General features: G+C 37.7%; 17 protein-coding genes and 4 pseudogenes. 15 read left to right on the top strand and 6 right to left on the bottom strand.

The window, feature by feature from the left end:
- Nucleotides 1-1,356: 1,356 nt before the first annotated feature.
- The 8 genes and pseudogenes from F6K06_RS17495 (at nucleotide 1,357) to F6K06_RS17455 (ending at nucleotide 7,313) form a co-directional block, all read left to right on the top strand.
- Nucleotides 1,357-2,085, top strand: coding sequence for a Bax inhibitor-1 family protein (locus F6K06_RS17495; RefSeq protein ID WP_124142710.1), 729 nt, complete (start codon nucleotides 1,357-1,359; stop codon nucleotides 2,083-2,085).
- Nucleotides 2,086-2,655: 570 nt separating this feature from the next.
- Nucleotides 2,656-3,772 (top strand): peptide chain release factor 2 gene (gene prfB / locus F6K06_RS17490; protein WP_287239077.1). Its coding sequence is split into 2 segments (ribosomal slippage): nucleotides 2,656-2,727 and nucleotides 2,729-3,772, totalling 1,116 coding nucleotides; the frame shifts between segments, so codons are not numbered across the junction.
- Entirely contained in the window at nucleotides 3,726-3,899 is a 174-nt protein-coding gene (locus F6K06_RS17485; RefSeq protein WP_287239075.1) for a hypothetical protein, read from the top strand. Before prfB ends, F6K06_RS17485 begins: the two co-directional genes overlap by 47 nt.
- Before the next feature lie 319 nt (nucleotides 3,900-4,218).
- Nucleotides 4,219-4,383, top strand: a complete 165-nt coding sequence (locus F6K06_RS17480) for a hypothetical protein (protein WP_287239074.1) — start codon at nucleotides 4,219-4,221, stop codon at nucleotides 4,381-4,383.
- 36 nt (nucleotides 4,384-4,419) lie between these two features.
- A complete protein-coding gene (locus F6K06_RS17475; RefSeq protein WP_287239072.1) occupies nucleotides 4,420-5,031 on the top strand; it encodes a hypothetical protein in 612 nt (203 codons plus the stop codon).
- 186 nt (nucleotides 5,032-5,217) lie between these two features.
- Nucleotides 5,218-5,615: pseudogene (locus F6K06_RS34050) on the top strand (peroxiredoxin).
- Nucleotides 5,616-5,720: 105 nt separating this feature from the next.
- The gene (locus F6K06_RS17460) at nucleotides 5,721-6,350 is read left to right on the top strand and encodes a 2OG-Fe(II) oxygenase (protein WP_287239069.1); all 630 of its coding nucleotides are present in this window, start codon (nucleotides 5,721-5,723) and stop codon (nucleotides 6,348-6,350) included.
- A gap of 411 nt (nucleotides 6,351-6,761) precedes the next feature.
- Nucleotides 6,762-7,313, top strand: a complete 552-nt coding sequence (locus F6K06_RS17455) for a transposase (protein WP_287239066.1) — start codon at nucleotides 6,762-6,764, stop codon at nucleotides 7,311-7,313.
- Between the two features lie 153 nt (nucleotides 7,314-7,466).
- Here the strand turns inward: F6K06_RS17455 and F6K06_RS17450 are convergent, their stop codons facing one another.
- Nucleotides 7,467-9,173 carry a hypothetical protein gene (locus F6K06_RS17450; protein ID WP_287239065.1) on the bottom strand — a complete coding sequence of 569 codons (1,707 nt, stop codon included), beginning with the start codon at nucleotides 9,171-9,173 and terminating at the stop codon, nucleotides 7,467-7,469.
- 818 nt (nucleotides 9,174-9,991) lie between these two features.
- On the opposite strand from F6K06_RS17450, the gene F6K06_RS17445 reads away from it, so the two are divergent.
- Nucleotides 9,992-11,398: an AAA-like domain-containing protein gene (locus F6K06_RS17445; RefSeq protein ID WP_287239063.1), complete on the top strand. Its 1,407-nt coding sequence runs from the start codon at nucleotides 9,992-9,994 to the stop codon at nucleotides 11,396-11,398.
- Nucleotides 11,399-11,654: 256 nt separating this feature from the next.
- On the opposite strand, the gene F6K06_RS17440 is transcribed toward F6K06_RS17445, so the two are convergent.
- Both F6K06_RS17440 and F6K06_RS17435 read right to left on the bottom strand, forming a co-directional pair.
- The gene (locus F6K06_RS17440) at nucleotides 11,655-12,017 is read right to left on the bottom strand and encodes a hypothetical protein (RefSeq protein ID WP_287239061.1); all 363 of its coding nucleotides are present in this window, start codon (nucleotides 12,015-12,017) and stop codon (nucleotides 11,655-11,657) included.
- A 158-nt stretch (nucleotides 12,018-12,175) separates the two neighbouring features.
- The gene (locus F6K06_RS17435; RefSeq protein WP_287239060.1) at nucleotides 12,176-12,925 is read right to left on the bottom strand and encodes a Uma2 family endonuclease; all 750 of its coding nucleotides are present in this window, start codon (nucleotides 12,923-12,925) and stop codon (nucleotides 12,176-12,178) included.
- Between the two features lie 483 nt (nucleotides 12,926-13,408).
- On the opposite strand from F6K06_RS17435, the gene F6K06_RS17430 reads away from it, so the two are divergent.
- Entirely contained in the window at nucleotides 13,409-13,666 is a 258-nt protein-coding gene (locus tag F6K06_RS17430) for a toxin-antitoxin (TA) system antitoxin (protein WP_287239057.1), read from the top strand.
- Nucleotides 13,667-13,797: 131 nt separating this feature from the next.
- On the opposite strand, the pseudogene F6K06_RS34575 reads toward F6K06_RS17430, so the two are convergent.
- A pseudogene (locus F6K06_RS34575) lies at nucleotides 13,798-14,406 on the bottom strand (pentapeptide repeat-containing protein); the annotation flags it as partial.
- Between F6K06_RS34575 and F6K06_RS34570 the strand changes: the two are divergent.
- Nucleotides 14,368-14,475: pseudogene (locus F6K06_RS34570) on the top strand (hypothetical protein); the annotation flags it as partial. The pseudogenes F6K06_RS34575 and F6K06_RS34570 overlap by 39 nt on opposite strands.
- Here the strand turns inward: F6K06_RS34570 and F6K06_RS34565 are convergent.
- A pseudogene (locus F6K06_RS34565) lies at nucleotides 14,467-14,889 on the bottom strand (pentapeptide repeat-containing protein); the annotation flags it as partial. The pseudogenes F6K06_RS34570 and F6K06_RS34565 sit on opposite strands and share 9 nt — an antisense overlap.
- Before the next feature lie 821 nt (nucleotides 14,890-15,710).
- Between F6K06_RS34565 and pcrA the strand changes: the two are divergent.
- The 4 genes from pcrA to F6K06_RS17405 all read left to right on the top strand — a co-directional run bounded on the left by pcrA (nucleotide 15,711) and on the right by F6K06_RS17405 (nucleotide 23,395).
- Nucleotides 15,711-18,059 (top strand): DNA helicase PcrA, encoded by a 2,349-nt coding sequence (gene pcrA / locus F6K06_RS17420; protein ID WP_287239054.1) that lies wholly within the window; start codon nucleotides 15,711-15,713, stop codon nucleotides 18,057-18,059.
- A gap of 1,078 nt (nucleotides 18,060-19,137) precedes the next feature.
- Nucleotides 19,138-19,836 carry a Crp/Fnr family transcriptional regulator gene (locus F6K06_RS17415; protein ID WP_205127475.1) on the top strand — a complete coding sequence of 233 codons (699 nt, stop codon included), beginning with the start codon at nucleotides 19,138-19,140 and terminating at the stop codon, nucleotides 19,834-19,836.
- Nucleotides 19,837-20,380: 544 nt separating this feature from the next.
- Nucleotides 20,381-21,307: an AraC family transcriptional regulator gene (locus F6K06_RS17410; RefSeq protein WP_124146412.1), complete on the top strand. Its 927-nt coding sequence runs from the start codon at nucleotides 20,381-20,383 to the stop codon at nucleotides 21,305-21,307.
- A 393-nt stretch (nucleotides 21,308-21,700) separates the two neighbouring features.
- Entirely contained in the window at nucleotides 21,701-23,395 is a 1,695-nt protein-coding gene (locus F6K06_RS17405) for a PP2C family protein-serine/threonine phosphatase (protein WP_287239051.1), read from the top strand.
- 282 nt (nucleotides 23,396-23,677) lie between these two features.
- Here the strand turns inward: F6K06_RS17405 and F6K06_RS17400 are convergent, their stop codons facing one another.
- The gene (locus F6K06_RS17400) at nucleotides 23,678-23,896 is read right to left on the bottom strand and encodes an NfeD family protein (protein ID WP_240039111.1); all 219 of its coding nucleotides are present in this window, start codon (nucleotides 23,894-23,896) and stop codon (nucleotides 23,678-23,680) included.
- Nucleotides 23,897-24,024 lie beyond the last annotated feature (128 nt).

Below are 24,024 nucleotides of genomic sequence, written 5' to 3'. Positions count from 1 at the left end.
AAGCGACCGACAGGGTTTGCGCAGCAGTCCGGAACGGAAAGCAATCTCAAATTTTAGTCTTTCCTACCTTATGCGTAAGTCCTGTAATATAGCAGTCGAAAGAAAGGTGAGGAAATATTAAAAGCTTAAAACTTAGACAATCCAAGATTTTTCCTTCTTCCTTCTTATTTCTGCTATACATAGTAGGAGCATTGCATACAACGCTCCTACAAATGATCAACGACCGCTAATGAACTAGCGATCGCTCTGAGAGTTTATTTCACAGATATTTTTTTTGGCGTTGCTGAAGCAGGTGTATGATATTAATCCTAATTACTTAGGAGTTAGGTCTACCGAAAACAGTAGCTGCGGACAATGCGAATGCGTACTTTAATAGATTTTTCATGGTTAAAACACCTAGTAATTCATAATTTATGTGTGTGATATAGAATCCGGTTATGTAGTATATGTTTATAATTCTATCCACACTTCAATATTTAATATAAAATCAGGTTATACAGTTATCACACTTTCTACTTCCATTCAATGCAGACATAAAATGCCGGAATATCCACAGATAATTCCAACTCTCATCCTTTCTTCCTCCTGACTCCTGACTCCTGACTCCTGACTCCTTTCATCATACAATAACTAATTATCCGGATACTATATGAGTTGATGGTGTGAGTATGAGTTTAATAATTAGTTTACTTTAACTTGAAGATTGATACTTCTCAGTAGTTTTAGCGGTTTGTGAACCTCTCTTGCCCTCACAAATATAATCTAACTAATCCTACTTAAGTGTTGCAAGCCTTTTTGCAAGACTTTACTGAATCTTGAAAAAACTCTACTACTAATTTCACCCTATTCAATGTTATTTCACCAGAGATATTTACGGAATTAAAGTATTTTTTATCATATATATAACAGTATTAACAATTAGAACAATAGTCGTAGATATATGTAGTTAATTGATTTTACCTATTTCATATATATGGAAAATGATCAAAAAAAGCCTTATATAGATTTCAAGCCAATTATAAGTAATTAGTCTACACAACTGAGTGATGTTACTAAGTATTTTTTACTAAGCTAAATTGTATTTTCATAAAAAATAACAATTTATTGTGAAGTGTGCGTCATATCACTGACATAAATAAATATAATATGCTATATGCAAAAATCTAACTAAAATGTCACAATAATATGTAGATATAAAAAGTCAGGTCAAAGTAGAGGAGGCTTGGAATTGGCAACGTACAATACCAGGGCACAAAATTAATGAGTGAGGATCTGAAATTCAACTCTGACTCCTGACTCCTAGTTCCTGACTCCTTTCTTGATAAAAGTCCTTTTTTGTAATTAAGGAAAACTCTTATGGCTAATACCAGCAATTTTCGTCAAGCAATTCGTGAGGCTCAAAGTCAAAACCTAGTTGGCCCTAACGTGATTTCTAATGCTCTACCTTTTGTAGGTGGTGGCCTAATTCTCACAGCAGTAGGTACTTTTGGTGGCCTACAAGTGCTGCAGTCTAACCCTGGTCTATTTATGACCACATTCTGGGTAGCACTTATCGGCGAATTAGCATTATTTTTTATTGCCCGTGGAATTGCGGAAAAAGGCAATAATAACGTAGCCCTACCTTTATTAGCTACTTACAGCTTGTTATCCGGCTATACTCTGAGTGGTTTAGTATTTGTGGCTTTAAGTACCCAAGGAGTAGGTATTGGGGGAGTAGGTTTTGCTGCCCTCGGTTGTGGTGTCACCTTTATAGCAGCTCGTCAAATAGGCTCAAATCTATCTGAAGAAGATGGCATGGCCTTGACTAAAACTGTCAGCTTGGGAATAATTGCTTTATTAGTAGCAGTTGTGGGCCAAGTTATTTTTAGCTTTTTCGGTGTTTATACTCCAAGTTGGCTAGAAATAGGTATATCTGGCATAGGTGTATTTCTATTTGCTGGCGCTGCAGTGGTAGATTTTTACATCTTGCCTCGTACTTATCGCGACGATCAGTATATTCCCGCAGCTCTCTCAATGTACTTAACTTACATCAACCTATTCATTTTTATTCTGCGACTTTTGATAGCTATTAATAGTCGCGACTAATTTATACATCAGAGAATAGGGAATAGGGAATAGGGAACGGTGGGAAAAACATTTCCATGTCTGAGGTTTATCATCCCCATAAGTCCTAAGCAACTCTTTCCCTTTCTATAGCTATCAGCTTTTCAGTAAGTTTAGGTTATAGTCATCTTTTGATGGACGAAAAGCAAGCAAGAGCGATACCAAAATTTGCCAAACCCGGTATTAGTGCTAAACCCAGCACTGAAATAAACCGGGTTTTATTGTATAGTTTATTTTTATAGTGGTTTGTGTGTAACAGGACTTACGCACTGACAATAGATATAGGGTTTTGGTGTGTTACGCTACCGCTAACACACCCTACTGAACTGACACGCCTAAAAATGTAGGTTGGGTTGTAGCTTGCACACCAAGTAGCGGTACGGCAGTGTTAGCGGAGCTTCCCGAAGGGAAACCCAACAAAAGCTTACTACTGTTGGGTTAATCCTAACGGATAAGCTAGCGCTAACTTCTCTCAACCCAACCTACACTTATTGCACCATTTTAGCTGTGTCAGTCTACTACTGAACTGATTATTGAAAGGAGGCGATCGCCATGGAAGTATTAGACATTAAACGAGAAATTGAAAATTTGTCCTCTCGTCTGGGAAAAACCCAGGACTATCTTTGACGTTCCGGCACTAAAAGCAAAAATCCAAGATTTAGAGCAAGTTGCAGCTCAACCGGAATTTTGGGATGACCAAACAACGGCACAAAATACTCTGCAAGAGCTTAATGACCTCAAATCTCATCTACAGCAATATCAGCAATGGCAAAATAATCTGGAAGATACTAGAGCAATCTTTGAGTTATTGGAGCTAGAGACAGATGAGTCTTTATTAGAGGAAGCTCAAGCAACTATCTCTGGTCTCAACCAGGAGTTAGACCGGTGGGAACTACAGCAATTATTATCTGGTCTCTATGACCAAAATGGTGCAGTTATTACTATTAATGCTGGTGCTGGAGGTACAGACGCTCAAGACTGGGCAGAGATGTTGTTGCGGATGTATACTCGGTGGGGAGAAAGCCATAACTATAAAGTACAGTTAGCAGAAATTTCTGAAGGAGATGAAGCAGGTATTAAGTCTGCAACTCTGGAAATTATCGGGCGCTATGCTTACGGTTATCTGAAAGCAGAAAAAGGTACTCATCGCTTGGTCAGAATTTCACCTTTTAATGCCAATGGCAAACGGCAAACCAGTTTTGCAGGAGTTGAAGTGATGCCTGTGCTAGATCATTCTGTAGAGTTGGAAATTCCAGAAAAAGATTTGGAAATTACTACTTCTCGGTCTGGCGGCAAGGGAGGTCAAAACGTCAACAAGGTTGAAACCGCAGTGCGCATTGTTCATATTCCTACAGGTTTAGCTGTGCGTTGTACTCAAGAGCGCAGTCAGTTACAAAATAAGGAAAAAGCCTTAGCATTACTCAAAGCTAGGTTACTGATAATTGCCAAAGAGCAACGCGCTCAAGAAATTGGTGAAATTCGGGGTGATATGGTAGAGGCAGCATGGGGTAATCAAATTCGTAACTATGTATTCCATCCTTATCAGATGGTAAAAGACTTACGGACTCAGAAAGAAACTACTGCTATTACAGATGTGATGAATGGCGAGCTAGACTCATTCATTGAAGCTTATCTGCGACAGGAAAATCAAATGGTCGAGAGTCAATAGGAGACAGGAGACAGGAGACAGGAGACAGGAGACAGGAGAAATGGGAATGAGCGAGGAGATAGGAGCAAGAATTGTTAATTTGGGATTTTTCTGCCCAACTATGCGCCTAAAATACGCTCCTTTTTGAGCATAAAGAGCTGAAAACCAGGCACTTTTGAAAAGCCCCAAAAAGGCACTTGTCTTTATATGTCAATGCTTTTAGATTTAATCAGCAGAGCAATAATTAGGTCGCGCCACCCCGCCTTGACTGGCGAAATATTTTTGGAGCGAAGCTCAAATCTCCGTTACAAAAATAACTTCTGACTTCTGACTTCTGACTTCTGACTTCGTTAATGGGTCGGGGCGGGTTTATCTGAATAATTTGTCACACCATTAACTTAACCCGGAACCCGCCCCTACTATTGCAACATTTTAGGTGTAGAAAAATAGTTAGTCCTCTTCGGGTAATGGTATACAAGAACAAGGGACGTCTGGAACAGGAGCAAGATGCTCCCACTGCCATACATAACAAAAATCATGACAGCACTACCACCGAAAAATGCTCCCATCTCCCATCTCCCCTACTCCCCCACTCCCCTACTCCCTCTTTAGCCCAAAATATGTCACAATGAAGATATTTTATCCCACCCTGACTATAATATGTCCTCATGTCAAAGGTCTACAGCACTATCGAGCTAATAGATATCCTAGCTGAAGAGCGCCAAGCTTGTCTGCAAGGCCAACGCCTGAATTTGGCAGCAACTCCCCGCACGGGAAACCCAGTAGTTGACCATTTTCTCAAACCAGAAGCTTTCCAAAAGTTTACTGCATATCAAGATTTTAAAGCTGCTGTTCATCGCTATCAAACAGAATATTTGGTCTCTGGTATTGTGTGGCGACAGGTGACAGTTAATGATAAGATTATTAGTTTTCCCGTAGTGCATGAACAATTAATTGCGTTATTGAGCGATCTAGAAATTTTGCAGGCAGCAAAGGTTTCTGTATTAAATTTCTGGAGTCAGGTGACAGTGGGGATGGACTTATATTTAAGTGTGGGTAGTGGTCGAGACTTTCGTAAAATAGAGATACAAGAAGTAGAAGCGATCGCTCAACGTACAGAATGGGCAAATATGTTGAAGTGGGAAAAATCAAATTTTCTGGAGATGCTACTACAGTTAGGATGGGGAAAACCAGAGTTAGCAGCTTATCGTCGCGGCTGGCCTAATTCTGGAAGTGAGTATATTCATGCTGTGAAACCAGGAAAGCAACCTATTTGTTAAAAAAGCGGTCAGCGGTTAGCATTCAGCAGTCAGCGGTAAATGTTAATATAGTGGTTATGCATTCCTGTTCATCTAAGTGAGATACACCCGCGCGAGCAAGATGCTCGCACTCATAACACTTAATTATTAATATCTGTACTTCATATAGTTAGAATCTGCTGTAACTGATAACTGATAACTGAAAAAATGATTAAATCGACAAAAACATTAAGTTTAGGAGATCCTGCTCCTCCTTTTATTTTACCAGACCAGTCAGAAGAATTATTATATTTCAGAGATGAAGCTGGTAAGCCATCAATTCTAATTTTTTATGCCTCTGATGAAATTCCTGCTTGTCGAGAGATAGCTTGTGCATTTCGAGACTTAATACCTACTTTTAATAAATTTAATTTACAAGTTTATCTAATTAGCTCTGACTCATCAGCAGTTGTCAAAAATTTGCTGGAGAATATAATATTCCTTTTCCATTGCTGTCAGATTCTAAGCATAAAATCAGTCGTAAGTATGGTGTTTGTTTTCCTGTAGATAATGACCGGAAAAATATGCAATATAGCCGGGTAGCTTTTTTACTCGCTCCTAACTAAAGAATAGTTAAAATTTATCATCTCAAATATTTATCAAGTAGTATTGAAGCAATATTAAAAGATATTAAAGATATACTGCCTAAAGAGGAACCTCGTCATATTCAGATGCAGGCTCCGGTACTGTTAATTCCTAATGTTTTTTCTCTAGAATATTGTAATTATTTGATTGATATTTGGCATACAAAAGGTAATGATGAATCAGGTTTTATGCGTAAAAAAGGTGAGAAAACTGTGCCATATATTGACCACACTCATAAGATTAGAAGAGACCATTTTGTGAAAGATGAGGAAATTATTACCAGTTTAGATAAAATTATGATGTCAAGGGTATTTCCGGAGATTAAAAAAGCTTTTAATTTTAATGTTACTAGACAAGAAAGGTATAGAATAGCTCGTTATGATGGCAGTCTTGGTGGTTTTTTTAATGCACATCGAGATAATACTACGCCAGGTACAATACATCGAATATTTGCAATGACATTAAATTTGAATGTGGGTGAATATGAGGGAGGATTTTTAAGATTTCCAGAATACGGACCTCATTTTTATAAACCTGATACTGGTAGTGCGGTAATTTTTTCTTCTTCTTTGATGCACGAAGCTACTCCGGTGACATCTGGTTTAAGGTTTGTACTTTTGAATTTTTTCTATGGGGATAAGGAGGCAGAAGCGAGGGTTAATTATGAAAATAGAGCGCAGAATGATTATGATGCAGTGGTTAGAATTCAGAATTAAGAGTAGTCTAGTAGTCTAGTAGGGTGTGTTAGCGAAGCGTAACGCACCGAAACATCAGGGATAGGCGGTGCGTTCAATTTTCTATTTTCAAACAAATACTCATAAATAAGGTGCGTTACATTTCATGCTTCGCACCCTACTGGACTGGCATAATAAATCAAGGTGCGTTACATTTCATGCTTCGCACCCTACTGGACTACAAACAAAAGCTTTTTTGATCACTTATTGGAATGCCTAATTATAGAAGACCTAATATTTCTGGTGGAACGTATTTTATCACTCAAGTCCAGTAGGGTGTGTTAGCGAAGCGTAACGCACCGAAAATCTGGCATAATAAATCAAGGTGCGTTACATTTCATGCTTCGCACCCTACTAGACTACAAACAAAAGCTTTTTTGATCACTTATTGGAATGCCTAATTATAGAAGACCTAATATTTCTGGTGGAACATATTTTATCACTCAAGTAACTTATCAAAGAGAAACTTGGCTGTGTGGCGAAGTTGGTAGAAAAGCTCTCAGAGAAGCGATCGAAAGAGTAAGGGATAAACATCCTTTTTCTATTGATGCTTTTGTTTTGCTACCAGAGCATTTTCATTGTCTGTGGACTTTGCCTGCCAATGATGGAGATTTTTCAATGAGATTGCGACTAATTAAAACTTATGTTACCAAACATTATAAGCAAGAATTAGCTATTAATCGAGAAATTTCTCTGTCACGACAAAAGCGAAAAGAAAGCAATCTTTGGCAGCGTCGTTTTTGGGAGCATTTGATTCGAGATGAACAAGATTTTGTCAACCATTGTGATTATATTCATTATAATCCTGTTCGGCATGGGTTATGTACAAATCCCCAAGATTGGCAATTTTCCAGTATTCATCGGTTTATAGCTCAGAGAATTTATCCGGCAAATTGGGGAAGGGATGGGAGTCCAGAAATACCCCAAGGAATTTGGGATGAATAAAACGTAGGGTGTGTTAGCGATAGCGTAACGCACCGAATATGGTGATGGTGGGTTAAGGCTCCCATTTTCAAACAAATACCCATAAATAAGGTGCGTTACATTTCATGCTTCGCACCCTACAAGATCGCACTAAGCGCTTGGGAGGATAGATTCTCAACTGTGTTTTCGTATCGCTTCGCTTGCTCGCACGACACTTTCCACATTATGAACTAGTTCATTATAGTTATTGTTGAAATCTTTTTTAGCGGAATTAATTTTATCCAACTCCTTATCTAATTGCACGGCTTCGATGATACTTCCAATTACCAACAGCAAGACTCCTATGACTCCGAGAACGTCTGCAAAGGCTTCCGAGGCAGAGATTTCGACAGTTTCCACTTCAATTGCCTCCCCTGTGGCAGTCATTTCTGCAGCTTCTACAGGAGTGGACGATGTAAGTTTCTGGAAAGCTGCTTTAATAAATCTTCCTGGTCTTACACCACTAACTGCCCAGTTATGCGATATGACCAAAAGGTCCAGTACGCCAACAAATTCTCCCACATTAGCTAGCGTTGTCTGCACTTTATCCAAATCATCGTTTTCTCCAGGCTTATCCAAATTTATCTTTAGACCCTCTAGATCAAATAAGCCTTGCCACTTGGCATCCTTTAATTTCAGCAAATCCAAGTGGATTTCCGCTACCTTACCTTCAAAATCTTTTTTGGTAACGATTAATTTATTTAGATTTACAATAATAGTCCAGAATAGACTTTTTATTAACTGATCTACATTTAGCGCCTTATCATTTGTGGCTTTTTGGAGTCCTTCTACATAGCGCCTTGTCTCGTCGTTTATGATTATTCCCGATGCATGATCGTTCAATTTTTGAATATTGCTCTGCGCCTTATTCGACCAATCTTTAGCATGATCAACCTCAAAACTAACTCCCGGGCTGGTTATTATTCCAGCAGCTAAACCCTCTGCTACACTAATATGATAGTGCATTCGGTCGAAATCGTGATTAATCTCATTCCTGAGGGCGTTATTAATAGAACTGTCTAGGCCCGCGCCATTATTGTAAATTCGGTTAAATACAACAAATAGGTCACTATACAGATATTCGTATTGTTCATTGAGATCTCCATTGGTTGTGATCTTTTCGATCATCTCAAGAACCGTTTGGTTGCTGGACGCTATTTTGAGAATCTCTAGATGAGTAATAGTTTTATAAGTCACTGACGCTTCAATATTCAACTTAAACGTAATCATTTTAAGATCCCAGTTTTGGTTAACATCAAGCATTTGCCCACTGTTAAATTCGTACTTGCCGAGATTTTTGCCTGTGCCAACACAATACACTTCATTCAAGGGGTCGGAAGGGTCGAAAGCTAGCCAATCAAGTGTCCATCCTCCAAGGTAGCCTTGATCTTCCCATTGTTTTAATGTCTCATTCCATTTGCCGACGTTGGAATCAGTTCCAACACACCACATCGTATTGTTCTTATCAAAAGCCAGCATCTTTATTGTCCATCCTCCACCACCTAGATCTTCCCACTGTTGTAATGACTCATTCCATCTCCCGACGTTGGAATCAGTTCCAACACACCACATCGTATTGTTCTTATCAAAAGCCAGCATCTTTATTGTCCATCCTCCACCACCTAGATCTTCCCACTGTTGTAATGACTCATTCCATCTCCCGATGTTGGAATCAGTTCCAACACACCACATCGTATTGTCCTTATCAAAAGCCAGCATCTTTAGAGTCCATCCTCCACCACCTAGATCTTCCCATTGTTTTAATTGCTCATTCCATTTGCCGACGTTGGAATCAGTTCCAACACACCACATCGTGGGGAATTGACTAGTTAATTCATTCATGATGTTTTGTCTTTCGTTTATTTAGCTACATTTTTGACTTTGGACGGAAAAAATTTTATTACCTGTCCTCCGTTAACTCAATAATGCGCAATTTCTCCCGCAAACACCACCAAAGTTTACAATTTTAAGAAAAAAGTTAAGGATATAGTTTCAAAGTCTTTCCCCATATCGATTTCAGGAATCGAAAACTTAAGAGCTTCGCCATCATTGGGGAGGAAATTGCTTAACTTTGGAAAAACTCAAAAGTTATAAACTCTACGGTAGTGTATCAGTAAAGTGTGGGATAAGTAATCAAGTCGTTCCAACTCCAAGGAGCGATGTAGCTATGCTAGGTTTCGATATGCATGAACATGGGCATTATGAATCAAATTTGTATTTTTTTGCACGTCCATAACAGCAGCAGAATTTCTTGTGGCAATTCATGCACATTATCGCTATTCATCCAGAAATCAACTGATAATAATATGTTAAGAAGACAAAAAACAACACTCAAGCAAGCAAAAAAACTCCTACATTTTCTTTATGCACAATCACCTCTACTCTACTTCAGGTTCCGTAACCTTAACAAATCTTCAGACAATCTGAATTCCACTATTGTCGGGAATTTACAGTTGAGTCTGTACAATCTCAGTTCTGATATTTTCGGAATTTACGGTTGAGTATCTAATATCAAGGAATATAGAGAGTAACGGTGCATTGTAATTATTTCAGTAACAGTATAGTAGGGATTTGATGGCCATCTATCATCCCTATATAAAAATACAATTTAGTTGAGTCGCAAACAACCTTTTATTAACCTTTTTTTTTAACTAGATACAATGAGCAATTATACACGGCGACGTGGTGTAACACTGACGGAAAAAGGCTCAAGGAAACTCATTCAAGCCAAAACCGAGGCAGAAATTGAGCAAAATAAACGATACACCCTCGAATTTCTCAGTGAAGAAACAGGCTTAACACCCAACACTCTCAGCAAAGTCTTTATCGGCTCATCAGGAGTTGATAAGCGAAGCTTGAAGTGCTGCTTCGATGCCTTTAATCTAACTTTGTTAACGGACGATTATCTCTACCGGAAGTCCGATGAAACTTGCTCCGAACTCGAACCAGTCTGGGATTCTCCTTTCGATCTGCTTCGCGATCGCAACAATACCCCCCAAACAAAAAAAATGGTTCAACCACAAGACGATCTGCAACCTCGACCCCCAACTGCACCGGGAGGACAGATGCCCCTAGATTCTGTCTTTTACATAGACCGTCCCATTATTGAATCCCTGTGTTACGAAGGCATCCAACAACCAGGTACACCACTAAACATCCGCGCTCCCAAGCAAATGGGTAAAACCTCCCTAATGAGTCGCATCCTGGTTTTCGCTAAATCTATGGGTTATCAAACCGTTTCTCTGAACTTACAACTAGCCGATGCCAAGATTTTACAAGACCTAGAAAGCTTTCTACAATGGTTTTGTGCTGGAGTTAGCAAGGAGTTAGAATTGCCCAACCATAGCGCCGACTTTTGGGATAACTCCTTGGGTAGCAAATCAACTGCCACCGACTACTTCAATGATATTATCTTAGCCAACCTAGATTCTCCTCTGGTAATAGCTATCGATGAACTCAATCAGCTTTTTGCCTATCCCAATATTGCTAGTGAATTTCTCCAATTTCTGCGAACCTGCTCTGAGCAAGCTAAAGCAAGGGCAGCAAAGAGGAATGTTTGGCAGAAGCTGCGACTGGTGACAGTTCATTCTACTGAAACTATGATACCACCCTCAATTAATCCCTCCCTGTTGAATACTGGGTTAGTCATCAATTTACCTGAATTTACCCCAGCTCAAGTGCAAGACCTAGCACAGCGGTGGGAACAAGAAATAACTGAACCACAAATCAAGCAACTGATGACTCTTCTGGGTGGACATCCCTATCGTTTGCAGTTAGCATTTTATTACCTACAGCAACAGACCATAACCCTAGAAGAACTTTCAGAAAATTCTGAGAGAGCAACTGCTCTTTATGCAGAACATTTACAACAACAATGGTGGAATCTGCAACGCTATGATAAATTATTGCCTATCTTTACTGAAATTGTGAACAACCCCAAACCGATAGAAATAAAACTCTCCCTTGGTTATAAGTTGCAACAGATGGGGTTGGTTCATTTGGAAGGCGATCGGGCAAGTCTGTCTTGTGAGTTATTTCGTCCGTTTTTTCTGCAAGTTTTGAATTGATTGTTATTTGGACTGAGGTGCGTTACATTTCATTCATGCACCCTACTGGACTAATGAAATAAACTTAGGCAAGGTTGATGGTAGGCAAATGCAACGCTCACACAGATTATGGCATGGATGCACAGATTAAATGTAAGTGCGTTTTTGGCATGACACACCTAAAATGTTGCAATAGTAGGGGTGGGTTCCGCGTTAAGTTAATAGGTGTTACAAATGATTCAGATAAACCCGCCCTCGCCCCAATAATCTAATGCACTTAAACAACACTAAAAGCTTGAAAAAGTTGTTTCATTTCAGCTTTAAGTCCTGTAATTGCATCTTCTAAAGAATCACAATCATCTGTATCAAGTAAATGAGCATCACCAAAATCAGCACTTGACCACAAATAGACAGGTAATCCAATAGTTAAACTTCCTCTCCACTTTTCGTTGTATGTATCAAGCGTAATAAAAAAGTTTCTTGACGTAATATCTTCCGGTTTTAGAACAAATTTCCCCCACACAGAAAACCCGAAATATTCTCCATTTATTTCGTTATTGTATTCCCAATCAGAGAAATTGGGAAAAGCTGTTTTTGCTTGTTCAATTGCCTCTTGAATTTCAACTTCTGTTAATAACATATTACTGAGATATAAGTGAAATAAGTACTTAGGTAAGGTTGATAGTAGGCAAATGGGGCGCTCACACAGATTATGGCACGGATGCACAGATTAAGTGTAAACGTATGTAATATACCACAAATATCTGTTGTAGGGGCGAATGGCATTCGCCCTTAAAGTTAATTGGGATCGATACCCAATTCCCGCAACCTGGTCTCAAGTTCTGCCAACTTCTGCTCCGCTTTTTCAGCACGTTGTAAAGCTAACTCCTTTTCCAGTTTCTCTTGGTTCGCACGTTCGCCACCAGTAGGAATCACATTTCCCTCAACATCGCACCAACGCAACCAAACATCCTGCTTGCCTTCAAATTCTCCTGACCATAAAGTTAACCCCAACCCGACTTTTTCTAACCAAGTTTCCGTCATTTGCTGATAACCGTTTGCCCTCAACTCATATACTTGCAGCAGAGACTCTCCTAACTTTTGCAATGGATCGAAAACCACATAATACCAGACTCCTATTCGTGCATAACCTGCAAGTTTACTACCCAACTCGTTCCCCACTTTGTTAGAAACTATTTCCACTACCACATCTGGTGCTTTACCAAATTCCCAAGTATAATAGCTGCGGTTTTCTCTTTCTCGCCAGTCCTCAGGTATTGTCACATCTAGACTCAGGAAAACATCAGGCACTAAAGCTGGTTTGTTGACAGCATAAAATACTCCTATATTCGCCGCCGCCAAGAACCGACTACTGCCATCTACACCCAACCATGAATCAGATAAACAGGTTGTCACCAGACGTTGTTGTTTTTCCGATTGAAAATTATCTACTGGAGTATCATCCTCTATGATTAAATGGCTAATATCGGGAGCAGCTATTTCTTCTATTTCTACTGTTGTTTCATCTGTTGTGATTTTAGATATCATATTCAGCTTTCTCCTGGTTTGCACGTTTGACTTCTTCGCGTCAGCGAGCAAGACGGTCGCATTTATATTATACAGCAGATTCCGTTTGAGGGATACCAATTCACTTAAAAAATGTCACAAATAGTTGGTAACTGCTGAAGTGGGAAGCAATAAGCGTAGGTTGGGTTGAGGGACGTTAGCGCCAGCTTATCCGTTAGGATAAACCCAACACCAACGAGGCTATAATTAGTCCGCGAAACCCAACACCAATAATACCAATTTCATAAAATATTACCGCAGTGGTTTTATCTGCTGGTGGGAAGTTAGGAATTAATGCTGTAACAACCTCTTTTGAATTTGGTATAAAGCTTTGTTGGGTTTCGGTTCCTCAACCGAACCTACATTTCTTTTGACCTTTGACTTAATTTAGCTCAATACCCAAATCCCGCAACTTAGCCTCAAATTTTGCTATCTTCTGTAAAACAGACTCTTAGATACGAAGCTATGTCAAACAAAACATTTGACCTGAAACAACCACCAATCAGTATTACTGAATTACTATATTCGATTCAAAATGAGCAAGAAATAGTCATTACTAATGATAATATTTCGGTTGCTAAATTGACTCTACTTAATCCAGTTGCTGAAACTAGATTGCCATTAGAAAAAACACCTCAACCTGGATTAAATTTAGGTGCTATGGTAATGATTGATGACTTCTATCAACCTTTACCAGATGAATTTTGGTTGCAAAATCGATGAAATTACTGTTAGATACACATACTTTTATTTGGTGGGATAGTGAGCCATCAAAACTTTCTCAACGTGCATTAGAGTTATTAACAGATAAGAATAATTTGAGGTTATTAAGTGTGGTTAGTCTCTGGGAAATTTCAATCATGGCAGTATGCAGAATCAGAATAATTTACACTATATTCTTCTAGATCGTATGCATATCGAAGTGCTTTGTCTTGATCCCATATATGCTCTAATGCAGTTTTAAGACTCACCCAGAAATCTAGAGATCCTATAGAAAAATCCGAGGATTCATTACTGTATTTTATCCAAAGACTATAAATAGCCTTTAAGTCTTCATCAGGAATACTGGTTGTCATACCATCTGGCATAACACCACGATCCTGAGATCCCCAGCAGAGTGGAGTAGGTGTCTCTGCGTATGTTATTTTAGGATTGAGAATTTTGTCAATATTAGTTTTCTCTTGGCAACCAGATATCTGTCGCAGAATCCTTTCTGTTTCTTGATCAGCTTGCTTCCATCTCCCCTGACTTAAAAGTTCCTGCAATAGATTGTAGTCTACTCCAATTTGTGATTTCAGTTGAATTTTTCCCAGGTCAGCCCCTTTAAAGTTGACTTCTTTAAGGTTAGCTCCACTAAGGTTAGCTCCACTAAGGTTAGCTTCACTGAGGTTAGCTTCACTGAGGTTAGCTTCACTGAGGTCAGCTTGACTGAGGTTAGCTTGACTGAGGTTAGCTTGACTGAGGTTAGCTTCACTGAGGTCAGCTTCACTGAGGTTAGCTCCACTGAGGTTAGCTTGACTAAAGACAACTTTACTAAGGTCAACTTTACCAAGGTCAACTTTACCAAGGTTAGCTCTACTAAGGTGAGCTTCTCTGAGGTTAGCTCCACTAAGGTTAGCTTGACTAAGGTTAATTCCACTAAGATTAGCTTGACTAAGGTTAATTCCAATAAGATTAGCTTGACTAAGGTTAGATCCATAGTTAAGGTTAGCTTCTCTGAGGTCAGCTTCTCTGAGGTTAGCTCCACTAAGTTTAGCTTCTCTGAGGTCAGCTTCTCTGAGGTTAGCTCCACTAAGTTTAGCTTCTCTGAGGTTAGCTCCACTAAGGTTAGCTTCACTAAGGTTAGCTTCACTAAGGTCTACTTGAACATCTCTTTGTTGTTTTCGCCACTGATTCCAAGTATCAATCCCTTTTCTTAAAATTTCTAGCTGCTCAGTATTAGCCATTATATTTAATCTCCAATTTTTGTATTTCCAGTCTATTCAAAATTTCACTCAAGTCAAACAGTACAAATACTTAATTTGACTTTGCTAACCTCAACCTGAATAGTTACATTTTACTTTTGACCTCCAATAATCCTCAAGGAATAACAATCGGATAATTACAGCAACAACTCAACTGTTCTCCGTCAATGTTGCAGATTTGTTTAAAGGGTTTGATGGCGGACAAGTTCATTTATTATCCGGTTCAACAACAGAATTGATACAAAAATGCCCCAGTATTGTCGGGGTTATACCATTTTGAAAAAAGAATGTTACGAATAATAAGCACCATAAAAAGACTTTCAGATAAAGTCTGTTTCAAGAAAAAGGTAATTTGCCACATCAAAAATGGTATTAAATCTATCCATTCTGCATTCTGCATTCTGCATTCTAAATTCTAAATTATAAGAAATACCCTAATTATTTGTAGCAAACATTTATCAATTTGGTATTATAATCTTTATAAAACTTTATAAATTTGCCACTCGTTGCACGATCCCTAGGTTTACACCTAATACCAATTCAATAAATGTTTGTTACAAAAAAACAATTGGATCGAGTTATTAGTTTAGTGATCGCGGAGCATGGTGTCAGCCGTATCGCTCAAATTACTGAAGATGATGCCATGGGTTGGTTTGAACATTGTGGTTTATTCATATGAAAACCGCTGTAATGTGTAACATGCCTCCACTATTGCAACATTTTAGTTGTGTCAGTCAACTACTATTTTGTTTTAGTTTGGTGATAATATGCAATATATTAACTGATATATTAAATACTTAACTATGCAAACTACTGACTTTCTGAGTGAGCTAAATTTATCGCAACGCCAAGCAGTACAACATTTCTGCGGACCAATGCTAGTTGTGGCAGGAGCTGGTTCTGGCAAAACTAGAGCGCTCACCTATCGCGTGGCCCATCTAATACGTCATCATCGGGTACATCCAGAAAATATTCTGGCGGTGACATTTACAAATAAAGCTGCGCGGGAAATGAAGGAGCGGATCGAAAAGCTATTTGCTGGGCAACAAGCAGAAGCAAAATATGGTAAACCATTCTCAGCATTAACACTGGAAGAACAGACTAAGTTGCGATCGCAGGTCTATAAAAGTATTACGAAACATTTATGGATGGGAACTTTTCATAGTCTTTGCGCTCGTATTCTGCGTTTTGATATTAACAAGTATCAGGATGAAAAAAAACGTCGTTGGGATAAAAATTTTTCTATTTTTGATGAAAGTGATGCTCAAACTTTGATTAAGCAAATTGTTACGAAACAGCTCAATTTGGATGACAAAAGATTTGAACCTCGTTCGGTTAGATATGCTATTGGCAATGCTAAAAATAAGGGAATGTCGCCTCTAGAATATCAAAGGTCAGAACCAGATTATCGGGGGCGGGTAATTGCTGAAGTTTACGGTATTTATCAAGATAATTTGGCAGCTAATAATGCTCTTGATTTTGACGATTTAATCAGAATACCCGTAGAATTATTTCGGCAAAATGAGCAAGTATTGGCTTATTGGCATAAACATTTTAACCATATTTTAGTAGATGAATATCAAGATACTAATCGGACTCAATATAATTTTATTAGATTTTTAGCAACGAATGGTGAAGACCCTAAATATTTTAATAAATGGGAAAATCGTTCTGTTTTTGTAGTTGGAGATGTAGACCAATCTATTTATTCTTTCCGCATGGCAGATTATACAATTTTGCTAGATTTTCAACATGATTTTGGAGATGGTTTGGCGGATGAAGATACCCGGACAATGATTAAATTGGAGGAAAATTATCGGTCGCGGGAAAATATTCTGGAAGTGGCAAATAAATTGATTGAAAATAATACTCAACGTATTGATAAAATTCTCAAACCAACGAGAGGTTTAGGGGAAGAAATTTATTGTTATGAGGCGGAAAGTGAGTTAGAAGAAGCGGAGTTTGTTTGTAGTAAAATTCAGGAAATTACAGACCAAAACCCAGAGTTAGATTTAGGGAGTTTTGCTGTACTTTATCGGACTAATTCTCAGTCACGCGCCCTGGAAGAAGCTTTAATTCATTACGATATTAAATATGTGATAATTGGCGGATTGAGATTTTATGACCGGAAGGAAATTAAGGATTCTTTGGCTTATTTACGGGTCATTGCTAATCCGGCTGATACTGTTAGTTTGCTCAGAATTATTAATACTCCGAGAAGAGGTATTGGTAAGGCGACTATTGATTCTTTGGTGAATGCTTCTTTGGAAATGGGAATACCTTTATGGGAAATTATTAATGATGAAACTTCTGTTAATACTTTGGCAGGGCGTTCTTCAAAGGCTGTGAATAGATTTGCTGACATAATTAAGCACTGGCAAAATGAAGTAGAAAATCTGACGGCGGTTGAAATTGTTGAAGGAATTTTGGAGACTTCTGGTTATATTGAAGAGTTGAAAAAAAAGGGTACGGAAGAAGCAGATAATCGACTGGCAAATTTGGGGGAATTATGTAGTGCTGTTGCTCAATTTCAAGAGGATAATGAGGATACAAGTTTAGGAGGTTTTTTGGCAAATGCTTCTCTAGCTTCTGATTTAGATAATCTACAAGATGGGCAGGAAGCTGTGTCGTTAATGACTTTACATTCGGCTAAAGGTTTGGAATTTCCGGTGGTTTTTATGGTTGGTTTGGAAGATGGTTTATTACCTCATTTTCGCAGTAAAAATGACCCTTTGTCTTTGGAAGAGGAAAGGCGACTTTGTTATGTAGGAATTACGAGGGCGCAGGAACAATTATTTATTTCTTATGCTACTGAAAGGCGACAATTTTGGGGAGCGCGAGATGTCGCAGTTCCATCTCAATTTTTGGCTGAATTACCGGAAGATTTGATTAATACTAATGGGATGAAAAAGGTGATTTATCGTTCCCGTCGTCAAAGCAAAAATACTAAAAATACTTCTGTCAAAAAATCGGCAAATAATCAAGCAGAAAATTGGCAAGTAGGCGAGAAGGTGATGCACAAAAGTTTTGGAGTAGGACAGGTAACTAATGTTTTTGGTGGAGGACAAAAACTGAGTTTAGGTATCAAATTTGGTAAAAGTAAAAAAATTATTGACCCTAAAACTGCACCGATGGAAAAGTTGGAATATTGAAGAAGGAGTCAGGAGTCAGGAGAAGAAAGTATTGAAGAAGGAGTCAGGGTGTTGCATAAATGCGCTTGGGATTTTAATAGTTTTGTGGAAGTGGAAGTGGAATGAGCATCTTGCCTGTTCCTGATATTTTCCCTATTCTATTTCTAAATTCCCCGGTCTCACATCCGGATAATGATATTAAATCTGGTAACATTGAAGAAGGAGTCAGGGGTCAGGAGTCAGGAGTCAGGAGAAGAAAGTTTTTTGTTTGCTGGCGCACAACTGCGTTAACGCGGAGCGCAGAACGGAGTTCTATCGCTAATTAAACGAACATGATATTAAACCCATAAGGGAAAAGTCCAGTAGTGGACTATAGCGCTGTGTGCAGGCAACAGCTCCGGAAGGCAACAGCTCCGGAAGGGGGAATAAAAAGCTGATAAGATCAAACTTTTAGCTATTGGACAATTCCTACAATTTGTAAATATGCCAGCGCACATTGCTATAGAAACAAAAATCTATTGCAAAGTTTTAGCTGTGTCAGTCCACTACTTAATCTTTTGTTGACAAACAGTCTCTAATATCAAATCCGGGGGAATTGGACATCAAAAAATTATCCAATCGTCATAACTACTAAATCTTTGTGATTCTCTCTCCTCCTGACTCAGTCCTCCTGACTCGGTCTTCCTCGCTTCAAAAGATTTTATACTGATGCTACCGGATTTGATATAACTGATAACTGAATTGACCTTATTTCCTATTCGAGAATAACAGTTATTTGTGGGTATTCAACTAGACACAATATTAAGAACTATATCAAAAGCTTTGACTTTAATATCAAAGTTAAATTAATGATGAGAAACAAATAAATTAATAATGAGAATTTGATTAATAGTATATAAATTGCTTCTAAACTGGCAATAATTAATAACTTATTTGAATGAAAGCTAATATACTTGACTGAGCATTCTGTTATTGCTAGGGTAGTTATATAAACAAAAAATAACCATCAATTATCAATTTATAGAAGTTTGGATCGGATTGTCCACAACTGGAAAATACCCTGTTATGACATTCTTTAATAAACTTCTAATGCTGAAATTTGTGTGATTTTCTTTGTTATTTCTGGAATAATCGTTCCAAAAAAACTGATAAATCTCACTCGACAGGAGAAGCAAAAGTGCCGACGAAGCTCTTAGATATAGATATCCTTCCTTCTGATTTACGTCAAACGATCGCCAAGCGAGAGTTGTCAGAAGAGCAAAAACTATTCTGGCAGGGAGACTCAGCTCAAGCAGTCTTTATTGTCAAAACTGGGCGACTTAAAATAGTGCGCTACAAAAGTTGTGGAACAATAGTTAGGTTATGTACTGCTACAGCAGGAGATATTTTAGCCGAGACAACACTTTTTTCTAGCAGATATACCAATACAGCGATCGCAGAAACAGCCTCACAAGTAATGGTTTATCCGAAGAAACATTTTTTAGCAGCTTTGCATAGCTATCCCGACCTAGCTCAAGATTTCATGGCAATTTTAGTCAGAAAAAATCAATGCCTACAACACCATCTAGAATTACGGGATATCAAGACTGCCCACGAACGAGTGCTTCAATATTTATGCCAGATAGCTAGACTTTCTAACCAGACATCTGTCAATTTAGATAGACCTCTCAAAGAAATAGCTGCTGAGTTAGGGTTGACCCCAGAAACTCTATCTCGTGCCCTCAAACGCTTAGAAAGAGATGGTCTGATTAGTCGCTCTCAACGTGCGATCGTCCTACATAATTATTCTATTGCTTGATGATAATCAATCCATTCTTGTATTGAAATGAACTTCATATTTAATTAATTTTATGTACTATATGGCAATTAGCACTCAGTGTATTGCTAATACAAAGCTAAAGTCAATTCAGTTAACCTCTGATATCAAATCCGGTTAATACTTAATTATATAGTTGGGAGTAGGGGAGTGGGGGAGTGAGGGAGTAGGGAAGATTGAATATTCAAGTAATTATAGAATTATCAACATATATTATATAACCAGATTCTATATTACAGAGGAACTGCGTTATCAGTACTTTACTGGAATAGGAAGGCAAAATTATCAATCTTCAGGACTTACGCACTGACAATAGATATGGGATTTTGGTGTGTTAGCGGTAACGTAACACACCCTACTAATAGCACTGTAATAGGGAGACAAAATTATCAATCTTTTCGATCACTATTTTCTCAGCCACCAATATAAGGAAAGGGTGCGGACATATCAAAAGCTTAAAACTTAGACAACGCAAAATTCTTCCTTCTTTCTTCTTCTGCTATACAAAAAATCACAAGCAAAAAACATGATACTACAATCTAATGTAATTCCTCAATCATCAAAAATACCAGACCAACCAGAATCTAGGAAACTGTTGATATCAAGTAAACAGAATAATTGGCAAGGTATTCTGCTACAACGTCTATACTATTCCGCAGCAGAAAGTAAATTTTCCTTACCTGCTATACCAGAAGAACTACTGATAATTCACTTAGACTATCCTTGTCACATAGAGCGATCGCTAAAAGGAAAATACGACCGGGGGAGAATAGTGCCTGGAGATATAACTGTTGTGCCAAGTGGAGAACTTTCCCAGTGGCATATTCAAGGAAACCCAGACTTGTTATACATATATTTAGCACCTTCGCTCATGGAAAAAGTTGCTAATGAAGTTGTAGAAGTAGACGCCCAGCGAATTGAACTCGTAGACAGATTTACTCTGCGCGATCCATTTATTCGTCAGGTCGGGTTGCTGTTACTAGGGGAACTAGAATCAGGAGGAGTAGCAGGTAGGTTATATGCAGAGTCATTAGCATATTCATTAACAGTTCACTTAGTCCGCGAATATTCCACTATGAGTTTAGAAGTTAATGAGTACCGAGGAGGATTATCAAAATATAGACTTCGCCAAGCAATTGAATATATTAATGAACATTTAGACCGAGATTTAAAACTAACTAGAATTGCTGCTGTAGTTGGTATGAGTCAATATCATTTTTCCCGGTTATTCAAGCAATCAATGGGTATTACTCCCTATCAATATGTCATTCACCAAAGAGTAGAACTGGCAAAAAAATTATTGAAACAGCAAAATATCAGCATTACAGAAATTGCTTTTCAATGTGGTTTTTCTCATCAAAGTCACTTAACTAAAATATTTCATCAACTTACAGGTACTACTCCAAAACAATACAAAAATCAAGTTATATCATGTCCGGTTGAATACTTATAACGACGGAGGAGTCAAGAGTCATTCCTCAGGAGTCAGGAGATAAGAAAGAAGCAATAAGAAAGAATAAAGAGGAGGAAAAGGAGAAAGTTTTTTATCACTAATTATCCGGACATGATATTATTTAAAGTAGATTTGATCGTGAATAAATTTGTACAGTTTCAGAGAGAAAAATTAAATTTTTGTATACATAAAATCACAATAATTGTTAAAAAAAATATATAAAGAACATAATTTATAGTGAGTATTTTTAGATATAGCGTTTCTCAAGTTAATAAGGTACAGTTGTTTTTCTTCTTTTCTACTCCCTACTCCCTACTCCCTAAAATCAATGAATAAAGTATGAGATTTTAGAGTAAAGCAGTCAAATAATATATATAATAAAGGGCAGAATATATGTTATCAAATAATTCAAGTTATCAAACCGAAATTGAGATGAAAAAAAATCAACAGAATAGCAAACTATCTAGTATTCAAAAGTTAGCTCAGTCAATTAATGACCGACTAAAATCAAAATTGTCTCGTCGTGTAGTGTTATGTGTTTTTACTAGCATTATTGTCATTGAAGCTATTCTTTTAATCCCTTCTCTCAAGAGAAGAGAAAAAGAACTTCTATCTCAAATTAAGCAAATGTCTTCTGGAAAAGTTGCTTGGATTTTGATTACCTATCCTGACGCTTCAAATACAGAACTTGTCAATCATTTATCAGAACTTATGCAACATCATCCTACCATTTTAGGAGGTGCTGTTTATGATACTAACAAACAAAAAGTAGGTACATTTGGTGAGTTTCCAGAATTGTCACTTTCTGAAGTAAATAATTCCAAAAAACTCTTCTTTTCCACCAGTAGTAACGTTTATCGTTATGATGACTTAATTTGGTCTGGAAAAGATATGCAAACAGACTATAGTATTATTATTCGCCATGATTGTTCTAATCTCAGACCAGAATTACTAGCTTATATTTCTCGAATTATTGGTTTAGTTATTATCATATCTCTGTTTTTGACAATTACAGTTTGGCTATGTTTAGAACCAATTGTAATTAACCCTATTCTACTATTAAGAAGCGATTTGAATCAAGCAGGGGAAGCAATATATAACGATCAAGAACCACCTGCATTTAGCTCAACTTATCTCCAAAGACAAGATGAATTAGGAGAAGTAATTAATGCCTTTGAATTAATGTTTATCAAAATTTCTCAAGCAATTAGTGAGCGGAAAAAAGCTGAAGCAGCTTTACAGGAAAGTCTAGAAAAAGTAAAAACTTATTCTCAAGCTCTCAATTATGAATTAGAGCAAGGTCATCAGATGCAGAAAAATTTTCTGCCTGCTCAAATTTCGCAACAAAATGGTTGGGAAATTGCGAGTTTCTTTCAACCAGCTAGACAAGTTGCTGGTGATTTTTATGATGTATTTGAACTTTCTAATCATACCGTAGGATTAGTAATTGCTGATGTTTGTGATAAAGGAGTAGGAGCAGCATTATTTATGAGTTTATTTCGTAGCTTAATTAGGGTTTTTTCTGGTCAAAATTATTTTGAAGAAATGAATGAGGATTTAGGAGGTGAAAAAGATAAATTGTATTTAGATAGAGGTCTAGCTACTGAAGATTGCTATCATGCTTTGAAAGCTGTATGTTTGACTAATAATTATATTGCGAAAAATCATGGCGAAGTGGGAATGTTTGCCACACTTTTCTTTGGGGTTTTAGACATAAATAATGGTAAAATTACTTATATTAATGGTGGTCATGAACCACTATTTATTATTAGTGCTACAGGAGAAATCAAGGAGGAGTTAAATTCTACAGGTCCAGCAGTTGGAATGTTGCCCGATATGAAATTTAAAATTGAACAAACTCACTTAGAAGTTGGTGAAATTTTGTTGGGTTACACAGACGGAGTACCAGAAGCTCGTAATGGTAAAGGTGAATTTTTTACCAATGAAAAATTGCGGTTACTTGTGGAGAAAAAAGCAGCTTCGGCGGAAGGTTTACTCAAAGAAATATCTACTAGTGTTTTAAATCATACTGGTAGTGCCACACAGTTTGATGATATTACTTTATTGGCTGTACAACGACAAGTTTAATAACAAGTCTGATAAATATTTGCTACAAATAAATAGGTGATTTTTTAGGAGTCAGGAATCAGAATGAATGGCTTTAATACCAGTTTTTAGGTCAAAAATTCTCTTTTTGTCAAAGGAACATCAGCCAAATTGTATTTTTGACAATTAGCACCCTAGGAGCGCATTAAATTATTCTGATGTTTACTTCTCCTCTCAGGAGCAGTAGGAGTGAGTTCCCTCTTAGTAGAGACCTTGCATGCAATGTCCCTACCCACTCCCTCACTCCCCACACCCCCCCCACTCCTAAAAAGGGCGTACTAATAATGTAATTCCCTGACGACCGATAACTGCAACTTCTTCACCAGGTTCAAGAGTCATGCTGTAACCTCTAAAAAGCATAGCAGGCCAATATGTAGCTTTGAATTTAACTCTTCCAGGTTCATCAAAAGTAATCTTTTCATCGACTACACCAACTTGAGGTTTAGAAAACATTTTGGGAGTATTATTACTAAATTTCTGCATTACTATTCTTCCTTTATTCCTTAAATTTGAGTCAGTATTAATTTTTTTAATGTCCCCATAGTTAGAAAATCTTGAAAAGCTTAAATACTTAATTTTCGTCCTTAAAATAAAAGTACATATTACTGATG

It is taken from the genome of Okeania sp. SIO1H4 (assembly GCF_010672695.1).
GTDB lineage: Bacteria > Cyanobacteriota > Cyanobacteriia > Cyanobacteriales > Microcoleaceae > Okeania > Okeania hirsuta.
Note: the sequence above shows the minus strand (reverse complement) of the source record. Positions and strands in the feature narration are given on the sequence as shown.

Bases quoted from the DNA above. Each gene is read 5' to 3' on its own strand.
- F6K06_RS17495 (WP_124142710.1), top strand. From the start codon at position 1,357: ATGGCTAATACCAGCAATTTTCGTCAAGCAATTCGTGAGGCTCAAAGT.
- F6K06_RS17480 (WP_287239074.1), top strand. From the start codon at position 4,219: ATGGTATACAAGAACAAGGGACGTCTGGAACAGGAGCAAGATGCTCCC.
- F6K06_RS17475 (WP_287239072.1), top strand. From the start codon at position 4,420: ATGTCAAAGGTCTACAGCACTATCGAGCTAATAGATATCCTAGCTGAA.
- F6K06_RS17460 (WP_287239069.1), top strand. From the start codon at position 5,721: ATGCAGGCTCCGGTACTGTTAATTCCTAATGTTTTTTCTCTAGAATAT.
- F6K06_RS17455 (WP_287239066.1), top strand. From the start codon at position 6,762: ATGCCTAATTATAGAAGACCTAATATTTCTGGTGGAACATATTTTATC.
- F6K06_RS17450 (WP_287239065.1), bottom strand. From the start codon at position 9,173: ATGAATGAATTAACTAGTCAATTCCCCACGATGTGGTGTGTTGGAACT.
- F6K06_RS17445 (WP_287239063.1), top strand. From the start codon at position 9,992: ATGAGCAATTATACACGGCGACGTGGTGTAACACTGACGGAAAAAGGC.
- F6K06_RS17440 (WP_287239061.1), bottom strand. From the start codon at position 12,017: ATGTTATTAACAGAAGTTGAAATTCAAGAGGCAATTGAACAAGCAAAA.
- F6K06_RS17435 (WP_287239060.1), bottom strand. From the start codon at position 12,925: ATGATATCTAAAATCACAACAGATGAAACAACAGTAGAAATAGAAGAA.
- F6K06_RS17430 (WP_287239057.1), top strand. From the start codon at position 13,409: ATGTCAAACAAAACATTTGACCTGAAACAACCACCAATCAGTATTACT.
- pcrA (WP_287239054.1), top strand. From the start codon at position 15,711: ATGCAAACTACTGACTTTCTGAGTGAGCTAAATTTATCGCAACGCCAA.
- F6K06_RS17410 (WP_124146412.1), top strand. From the start codon at position 20,381: ATGATACTACAATCTAATGTAATTCCTCAATCATCAAAAATACCAGAC.
- F6K06_RS17405 (WP_287239051.1), top strand. From the start codon at position 21,701: ATGTTATCAAATAATTCAAGTTATCAAACCGAAATTGAGATGAAAAAA.
- F6K06_RS17400 (WP_240039111.1), bottom strand. From the start codon at position 23,896: ATGCAGAAATTTAGTAATAATACTCCCAAAATGTTTTCTAAACCTCAA.